This is a genomic window from Alkalihalobacillus sp. BA299 (assembly GCF_017745675.1).
Lineage (GTDB): Bacteria > Bacillota > Bacilli > Bacillales > Bacillaceae_F > Alkalihalobacterium.
In genome coordinates this window covers 1-7,826 of sequence record NZ_JAFLJM010000041.1, presented here as the reverse complement: position 1 = coordinate 7,826, position 7,826 = coordinate 1, and the positions used below count along the sequence as shown (strand labels likewise).

The 7,826-nt window shown below is 35.0% G+C and carries 5 protein-coding genes; 4 read left to right on the top strand and 1 reads right to left on the bottom strand.

Features of this window, described 5'->3' with window-relative positions; all coding sequences use genetic code 11:
- The first annotated feature begins 323 nt into the window (after positions 1-323).
- The 4 genes from J0N78_RS25195 to J0N78_RS25180 all read left to right on the top strand — a co-directional run bounded on the left by J0N78_RS25195 (position 324) and on the right by J0N78_RS25180 (position 6,145).
- Entirely contained in the window at positions 324-1,331 is a 1,008-nt protein-coding gene (locus tag J0N78_RS25195; RefSeq protein WP_209125834.1) for a TAXI family TRAP transporter solute-binding subunit, read from the top strand.
- Positions 1,332-1,333: 2 nt separating this feature from the next.
- Positions 1,334-3,223 carry a TRAP transporter permease gene (locus tag J0N78_RS25190; protein WP_209125833.1) on the top strand — a complete coding sequence of 630 codons (1,890 nt, stop codon included), beginning with the start codon at positions 1,334-1,336 and terminating at the stop codon, positions 3,221-3,223.
- A gap of 432 nt (positions 3,224-3,655) precedes the next feature.
- Complete coding sequence (locus tag J0N78_RS25185; protein ID WP_209125832.1) at positions 3,656-4,936, top strand: Nramp family divalent metal transporter; 1,281 nt, start codon at positions 3,656-3,658, stop codon at positions 4,934-4,936.
- Positions 4,937-5,110: 174 nt separating this feature from the next.
- Complete coding sequence (locus J0N78_RS25180) at positions 5,111-6,145, top strand: LacI family DNA-binding transcriptional regulator (protein ID WP_209125831.1); 1,035 nt, start codon at positions 5,111-5,113, stop codon at positions 6,143-6,145.
- Positions 6,146-6,630: 485 nt separating this feature from the next.
- Here the strand turns inward: J0N78_RS25180 and J0N78_RS25175 are convergent, their stop codons facing one another.
- A complete protein-coding gene (locus tag J0N78_RS25175) occupies positions 6,631-7,638 on the bottom strand; it encodes a LacI family DNA-binding transcriptional regulator (RefSeq protein WP_209125830.1) in 1,008 nt (335 codons plus the stop codon).
- Positions 7,639-7,826 lie beyond the last annotated feature (188 nt).

The window sequence follows — 7,826 nt, the reverse complement described above, 5'->3', positions numbered from 1 at the left end:
GTGAGGTATAAAGTGTTGAAAAATCATGAACTGGATAAGCCTTCTTCCATTTCTTGCAATGTATCAACGAGGATTAATTAGCCACTCCTTATATTAGCTGTCCTAATTCCTCTTTATCAGAAGAAACAAAATAAAGAGGAATTAGGAAATTCGTTCATTACCTACAAATACATAGGTTTAATTAAAGATGAGGCAAAATTGTAGTTAGTTTTGTTATTAGTTAAACCTTGTAATTATAATGGTGAATTAGTTATTTTCCAAAACGTTTATAGAATCCCATCTTACACTTTATAGAGAGTAAGAAATAATAAGGAGGAATTAAATTGAAAAAACCTGTCTCTTTTTTTCTATTTGTTTTGTTAGCGCTTTCATTAATTGCATGTAGCTCTGGTAATGGAAGTAATGCTGAGCAATCAAGCTCTAATCCATCGGAAACACCTAATTCAGGAGGATCACAATTTCTTACTATAGGTACTGCTGGTACGGGAGGTGCCTATTACCCAATTGGAATTTCAATTGCTAAAATTGCAGAGGATCAATTAGGGGCTAGCGCAACAGCTCAAGTAACTGGTGGAGCGTTAGAAAATATAGGACTAGTACAAAATGCAGAAGTTGACATTGCAGTTACCCAAAGTCCTATGGCGGTTGCTGGTTTAAATGGAACTGAACCTTATAAGCAACAGAATGATAATATTGCTACTTTATTTAATGGGCTTTCAAAAGGTATTTTTCAATTAGTTGTTATGGAATCTTCAGGAATTAACTCAGTCGCTGATTTAAAGGGGAAAAAGGTTGTTTTAGGTCCTTCTGGTGGCGGAGCAATTAATGTTATCACTGATATATTAAGTGTGTATGACCTGGGCGTTGATGATTTGGATCCTACTTATGTTGCATATAATGAAGGGATTACTATGCTTTCTGATAATAATGTTGATGCTGTAATTGTGCAGTCCGCGGCTCCAGCTCCAGCAATAAAAGAACTTGAAGCTTCGAAAAATGAGTTTAAACTAATCTCAATTGAACCAGATAAGTTAGAAGTTCTACTTGAAAAGTATAGCTATTTAGATCAAATAGAGTTATCTCAAGATATGTATGCAACAAAAAATGCTACGAATACGGTTTATTTAACTAATATGATGATTGTAAGAAAGGATTTAGATGAAGAGTTTGTTTATAATCTTACTAAATCTATTTTTGAAAATATACAACAAGTACAAGCATCTCATCCTGCTGCAAAGGAACTTTCTTTAGAATTGCAAGCTAAAAAAGCACCTATACCACTTCATCCAGGAGCAAAAAGATATTTTGAGGAACAGGGAGTAATAGAATAAAAATGGAAAATAAAAAGGGTGTATTGCAGCGTTTAGGGACTATAGTACTGATAATGAACGCCATTTTTGCACTTTACACAGCTGGATTTGGGCTTTTCTCTGCTACTGACCAAAGAGGATTACACTGGTTATTTCTATCTGTTAGCTTATTTTTACTATATAAACCTAAAAAAAACAGCAATTCAACTTTTAAAGTATTAGGAAATGCATTCAACTTTCTATTTCTTTTAGGGGCAATAGTAAGCGGTATATATCTCCTTGCAGTCTGGGAAGATCGAGTATTAATGCTAGGTGGAAGCTCTTTTTGGGATGTATTAATGGGGATTATTATGATTGTTGTAATTTTAGAAGCCACTCGTAGAAAAGCTGGCAACTTACTAGCTGGTGTTACTTTGTTTTTTATTATCTACGCCTTGTATGGATCATATTTTCCTGGGATGTTATCTCATAGAGGTATTTCGCTTGAACGTTTAACTAACTTTTTATACTTAACTACAGAAGGTATTTACGGTATTCCATTAGGTATATCAGCAACTTTCATTATTGTTTTCGTATTGTTCGGTGCATTTTTAGATAAGTTTGGAGGAGGACAATGGTTCATTGATATATCTTATGCACTAACCGGTAGATTTAGGGGTGGCCCTGCGAAAACTGCTGTAATATCAAGTGGATTAATGGGAATGATTTCTGGTGCTCCTGTTGCAAATGTTGCTACAACTGGTACCTTTACAATTCCATTAATGAAAAAAGTTGGGTTTAAACCTACACAAGCTGGGGCAATAGAGGCAGTTGCATCTACTGGTGGTATGATTACTCCGCCAATAATGGGTGCTGGTGCATTCATCATGGCAGAATATCTTGGTGTTCCTTATATAGATATTGTTATAGCAGCCATAATACCAGCGACATTGTTTTATCTAGCTCTTTTACTAAGTATTGATTCAATTGCAGTTAAGCAAAAATTACTTGGTGAGGAAAAACATAAATTGCCAAGTGTTAAAGAAGTTATGAAAAAGCGAGGCCATTTAGCTATCCCTTTAATCTTCTTAATTGTGATGATTGCATTTGGATGGAGTCCTATGAAAACAGCATTTTGGTCAATAGTTTTATCTATTGCGATTGCTTTTTATAAAACTAATACAAAACCGAATTTTAAATCTATACTATCTTCATTAGAGAACGGTTCTAAAGGTGTAATATCAATTGCAGCTGCCTGCGCAAGTGCAGGGATAATCGTAGGGGTTATTTCAATAACGGGGCTAGGTGCGAAATTATCATTTGCCTTAGTCGATCTTTCACAAGACAATATTATCCTCGCGTTAGTGCTAACGATGATAATTACTATTATTTTGGGATTTGGTATGCCTCCTACAGCAGTATATATTATTTTAGTTGCTATCGTGGTTCCGCCACTAGTAGATTTGGGTGTTTCTCCTATTGCAGCTCATATGTTTCTATTTTTCTTTTCAAGTTTAGCAGCTTTGACACCACCAGTTGCAATTACAGCTTATGCTGCCGCGGCTATCGCGAAGGCGAATCCAAATAAAACTGGATTTACATCCTTTAGATTAGGTTTAATAGCTTATATAATTCCGTTTATGTTTGTATTTTCACCAAGTTTACTGTTGCAAGGCTCTCCATCCCAGGTTATTTTAGCTGTATTTACTGCAATAATCGGAGTAGGTTGTATAGTCGCAGGATTAGAAGGGCATTTAATAAAATCATGGGGTTTAATACCAAGAATAATACTAATATGTTCATCACTTCTATTTTTAGATAGTGGATGGACTAGTGATCTATTAGCTGTAATTGGGATAATGCTCGCGTTTTTAATCCAAAATTTTATTTTAAAGAAATCTTCTCAAATCCCGGTTTTCAAAAGAGGGGCTTAAAACTGAAATTTAATCAACTCGCTATATTGTAATCCAGCTTTTGAACTTAAAGGCCGTTATGTTTTTTAAAGAAAACATAACGGCCTTCTTATTATCTCGTAGCACTCAAAACACTTGGATACCAGTTTAACTAAATTAATAGTAAATATTGTTTCTGCTACTAAATTAAGGAAACGTTTACTTAGAAGAAACTTAAAAATCAAACTTTTTCCAATGTTTTTCTACAAATTTATTAAGAAAAGTTTATAATATCTACTAAATGTACCTAAATTTCTAAAAATAATAAATATATTGACATATAAGCGCTTACATTATACCATTGATTTACGTAAACGTTTACCAAAATTTATTAACATATAAGTGGAATTTAATAATGGGAAATTAAAGTGAAATGTTGAAGCGACTTAAGTAAACGAAGGAGTGGGGATGACTATGAGTCAAAGTAGTGTTGCTACAAAAGAGATATCTGAATCTAATGAAGTTGAGGTAGGAAGGCTCCCTTTTAAAGAGTTAATCAAGCGTATCGGTCCTGGAATTATTTTAACTGGTGTAGTAATAGGTCCTGGCGCCATTACCACAGCTGCAATGTTAGGATCTAAGTATGGCTATTCTTTGCTTTGGATTCTAATTCCAATTGCGTTTATGGGAATATCCTTTTTATTAACAACTTATCGAGTAACCCTTTTAACTGGTATGCCGTCAATTCATGCTATTCGACACTTCTATGGTTCGTTTGCTGCAAAAGTTGTAGGTGTAGCCACCTTTATTTCTTGTGTGTTTTTTACAATAGGAAATATATCGGGGACAGGTGCAGGAATGAATTTGTTATTCGGTATAAATTGGAAATTGGGTGCACTAATAATGCTTAGTGTATTGGTTTATTGTTATTTCTCCAAAAATGTCTATTCAAAAGTTGAAAAAGTATCCATGATTTGTATTTTAGGATTGATCTGTGCTTTTTATGCGACATTGTTTAAAACGGGTGGACCTGACGTAAGTGCTGCGGTTAACGGTCTCACCAACTGGTATTTTCCAGTTGGAAGCTTTGTCATGGCATTAGGATTTATTAGTACTAATGCTTCAATTACTACAGGACTTTACGGAACATATTTAAGTGGAGAGAAAAAGTGGAAAAAAGAAGATCTTTTTAATGGAGCGATGCTTACTGATGCGATCGCGCACATTCTTGGTGTGGTACTCGTTAGTGGAGCAATTGTCCTTGTAGGAGCTATTGTCTTAAACGCTAATCAAACAGTTATTCAAACACCTACCCAAATGGCAGATATGTTAGTTCCATTTATGGGTAATGCCGCTAAATATACAATGGGAATTGCGTTGTTAGCAGCAGCATTTTCTTCGTTATTAGGAAATACTCACCGTGCAGTTGTATTATTAAATGCTGGTTTTAATAAACCTACTGGACTAGAAGAAAAAAGTGTACGCTGGGGTTCTTTTATCGTGTTGGCTATTTCAGTAGTTGTTAGCTTTAGCTACGGGGGGTCTCCAATCCAGTTAATTTATCTAGCTAACCTAGCAACAGCAGTAGCCACTCCAGTAGCGGGTTTCTTTTTGTGCCTATTATTGTGTCGAAAAGATGTCAATAAAGGATTTAAACAACCAAAACTTTTACAAACGTGTATGATTATAAGTTATATATTTACTGTATTTTTATCAATTTTAGCTTTGACTGAAGTTATTAAAAAAATTATGTAATTTGTTTTTCCGTACCTTGTTTTAAATATGTGGGACCCCTATTAAAATGCCATCAAAGTCTCTTAGTTTTCTCTCTACTATTCTTTGGTATTAATAGGGTTTTATGACATAATTCTAAAGATTTATGTCTAGTAATAATAGAAACTACTATAACTCTACGGAGGTAAAAGTATTGTGAGTATAAGTATAAAAGATGTGGCAAATGCTGCAGGTGTATCCATTGCATCAGTATCACGAGTATTAAGTGGTAAACCAGGTGTGGGTGAAGATAAAGCCAAAAGAATTAAGGAAATCGCAATGGAGCTGGGTTATCGTCCTAATTTAGGGGCAAGAGGACTTGTTAAACAACAAACTGGAAACATTGCTATTGTTTCTCCGCGACAAAGTAATATTGTATTAGACAACCCGTTTTATGTACAGATACTCCATGGCGTGTCGAAAGTGTTAGATAAAGAGGATTACAATATAATATTATCCTTTACTCTTTCACAACAAAAAAGATTAATTGAGACCTATTCTGTTGATGGAGTCTTGTTACTTGCTGCAAGGGAGGGAGATTTCATATTAAAAGAATGGCTTGATAATGCTAACATTCCAACTATTGTTGTTGGAAATTTTATCGATGAAGAAGTCTCTAAAGCGTATCCCTTTGTACGTCCAGATGATGAAGAAGGTATTTATAAAGCAGTAAAGCACCTTATAAAAAATGGACATAAAGATATTTCTTTAATAAACGGCCCTTCCTTATCTTTGAAAAGCCCTCGGTGTTTAAAAGGGTATTTAACAGCAATGCATGAAGAGGGATTGCAAGTATCGCCTGAAATGATCATAGAAACAAAAGAATTCGATATGGCGGCAAGTTTTGAAACCATGAACCAAATATTTTCCGACCCGTCCTTTTCATCTACAGCCATTGTATGTGCTACTGATAACCTAGCTTTTGGAGTAATGAAAGCAGCTTCTGTGAGTGGTATTTCGGTTCCAGAGGAACTATCAGTCGTTGGTTTTGGCGATACTGAAATGGCTGAATTTTCAAATCCAGGGCTATCATCAATGCATACAGATCTTGTCGAAATGGGAAAGCAAGCGTCTGATATGCTAATATCTCTTATACAAGGAAAAACACTTAGGAAAACAAAAAGAATTTTTCCGATGCAACTTATTGAACGTCAATCTGTTTTAAAGAAAAGTGAATCTGTAAAATCCTAAAATGAAGATGAGGATATTCTAGTTAAAAAAGCTATTAATAGGCATTATTTCGACTGAATTATTTTTTGAGCAACAGTTTGTGGTAAGTAAATATTACGGGTCTGGCTTCATTTTGCTTAGGATTGATTGTTTACATTATACCTTTTAAGGATAAAACCACCCTTTCATATAAACTGTACCCTTATAGTTACTGATGAAAACTCATAACTGGGCGACATTTACTTTAAAGGGGGAGTGTAGAGGGTGGTTTTATTGTCCGCCTGTCAGTGTATTTTCTCTAGGGAACTGTGAAGACACGGTCATCGTAACGCATCGTGTCAATGATGGTGGAATCGGGATGGGAGACTGGTTATCTTTTGATAGTTTTCAAATCAAAAACAAAACGATATTCTTTCAGTCAAAGGTGATAACGAGTAATAAAATAGATAGGTAGATCCACAAATTATCTTATAAAATTATAAATGCATTAAACAAGTTTATTGAAATTAGTGATTCTTTGGGACATCAGTTGTTTCTCGGTTGACGTATTTCATATTAAATACTACATCTTTTTTTCTAATTTGTTTTCCATCAATCACACTTAATAGCATCGAAGCAGCTCTTTTTCCAATACCTACTAGATCTACATGAACAGTTGATAAAGAAGGTGTTAAGAAATCTGACATAGGAACATCATCCAACCCGACTACAGATAAATCTCTAGGTACTGTTAGTTCCATTGTTGTAACTGCTTTAATGACACCTATAGCTAAATAATCAGAGGAGCAAACCACCCCAGTTATTTTTCCATGATTATTAAGGAATGTGTTCATTGCTTTTTTCACTTTAAGGATATCAAACTCATCAATTTCAAGGACATTTTTATTTGAACAATCTAATCCTAGCTCTGTCATCGCATTGTTATAACCGTTTAAACATTTTACACTGTGCATGGAGCTTAATGGACCGTTAACGAGCCCGATATCGCGATGTCCGAGATCGTAAAGTGCATTTACAGCTTGCCTTATTCCATCCTCATCATCTGGACGCACACAAGGAAATGGTGACTCCTCTAAGTAGCTCCCCACTACAACAATGGGCAATCCAATACTTTTTAGCCACTCCAAACTTAGTTCGTCATGCCGAGGTGAAAAAAGAATAACCCCATCAACAGCTTGAGTTTCTATCAGTCTTTTTTGTTGTAAAGAAGTAAACGATATAACCATATTGTAATCCGTTTGATCAATGCCTTTTGCTATACCTTCTAAGATAGTTGAAAAAAACGGATTATTTAGGATGAATGAACCCCTAGGAATCACAACAGCAATATTTCCAGTTGTCCGTTTAACTAAGCCTCTAGCACTCAAATTAGGTTTATACCCAATTTCTTCAATCACTTGACGTATTCGTTCAGCCGTTGCTTCGCCAACGCCTGGTTTGCCACTTAATACTCGCGATACCGATGCTATGGATACACCTGCAGCGTTTGCCACATCTTTTATACTTACGCTCATAATCCTTACCTCCGATAGTCGTTTATAAATTTATTATAAACTAGCCCCACCTAAAAAGCATAGTAAGGAAGCTACAATTCGTATGTAGCTTCCTTACTATGCTTTTTATTCTTAATAATCCTACCTTTGTAATCTTCAGAAGATACCCGAAACCATCATTTAAAGTATTAAGAAGGTGGTTGCAAACA

Bases quoted from the DNA above. Each gene is read 5' to 3' on its own strand.
- J0N78_RS25175 (WP_209125830.1), bottom strand. From the start codon at position 7,638: ATGAGCGTAAGTATAAAAGATGTGGCAAACGCTGCAGGTGTATCCATA.
- J0N78_RS25185 (WP_209125832.1), top strand. From the start codon at position 3,656: ATGAGTCAAAGTAGTGTTGCTACAAAAGAGATATCTGAATCTAATGAA.
- J0N78_RS25190 (WP_209125833.1), top strand. From the start codon at position 1,334: ATGGAAAATAAAAAGGGTGTATTGCAGCGTTTAGGGACTATAGTACTG.